Below are 1,124 nucleotides of genomic sequence, written 5' to 3'. Positions count from 1 at the left end.
CGATCAGGATATATGTGGCGCTTGGGGACACCCTACCTGCGCAACTAGGATAGCTTGCGAATTTTTTATGCCTACGATTTCAGCAAAACTGCGTGTCCCGACAGGTCAAGAACCCAAAAACTGAGGTTGTAGAGAAGCTCACCTTGTCTCATTGCTGATAGTTTTGACTGATAGCGTACGGAATATTCCCCCTTTAAATCTCAAGGGTATATAATGTGTGGCGCGTCGCAAAAGGGCGGCGCATTGCTACACTTCAGGACTCGTATGTTTAAGAAATCTCTTGTTTTCATTCTTGCCGCGTTTTCACTTCCTACTTTTGCTGCATCAACGATAGGTATTGTTGGCGCGATGGATGTAGAGGTTGAAGCTCTGCTGCCAAAAATTCAGAATCAACAAATCAAAAAAGTTGCGAACCACACTTTTTATATCGGTGAGCTTGAGGGCAAATCCGTCGTGGTAACGCAATCTGGTGTTGGCAAAGTCAATGCTGCGATGACGACCACTTTGCTGATTGAATCTTTTGGTGTGAACCAACTGATTTTTACTGGTATAGCAGGAGCAAGTGACCCGAAACTTGATCCATTGGACGTGGTTATTTCTACTCGTACTGTACATCATGACGTTGATTTAACCGCATTCAACAAACCGAAAGGGTTATTACCGGACTGTCAAGAGCGTTACTTTTATGCTGACAAAGCGCTACAAAATTACGCGTATGAAGCAGCGGTAGAGACGTTAGGCAAAGAGAGTGTGTTCCGAGGCATCATTGCTTCTGGTGACCAATTTATCGCCAGTAAAGTAAAAGTCACGGGCATCTACCAAGAGTTCAACGCGATGGCCGTTGAAATGGAAGGTGCAGCATTGGGACAAGTTGCAACCGCCTTTAAGGTTCCGTATGTTGTCATCCGCACGATTTCCGACAAAGCGGATGGTTCTGCTGATGTGGTTTATTCTGAGCTGAAAAAAGCGACGGCAGATAACTCAGCAACCATTACGCTCAACATGCTTAAGCGCATGCAATAGGGTGAGAATACGAAAAGCAGCACATTAAGTGCTGCTTTTTTATGAGTTCGTCAAAGTAAACATTATCGATTCTTTACCTTCAAATTCCACCCTCAGCCGCG

General features: G+C 44.8%; 1 protein-coding gene. It reads left to right on the top strand.

Annotated features, from left to right (window positions below; all coding sequences use genetic code 11):
• Positions 1-264: 264 nt before the first annotated feature.
• Positions 265-1,023, top strand: coding sequence for a 5'-methylthioadenosine/adenosylhomocysteine nucleosidase (locus R7D93_RS25855; protein WP_083135678.1), 759 nt, complete (start codon positions 265-267; stop codon positions 1,021-1,023).
• Positions 1,024-1,124 lie beyond the last annotated feature (101 nt).

The sequence above is a fragment of the Vibrio sp. YT-15 genome (assembly GCF_033337445.1).
Classification (GTDB): Bacteria; Pseudomonadota; Gammaproteobacteria; order Enterobacterales; family Vibrionaceae; genus Vibrio; species Vibrio alginolyticus.
This window is presented reverse-complemented; position numbering and strand designations above follow the sequence as displayed.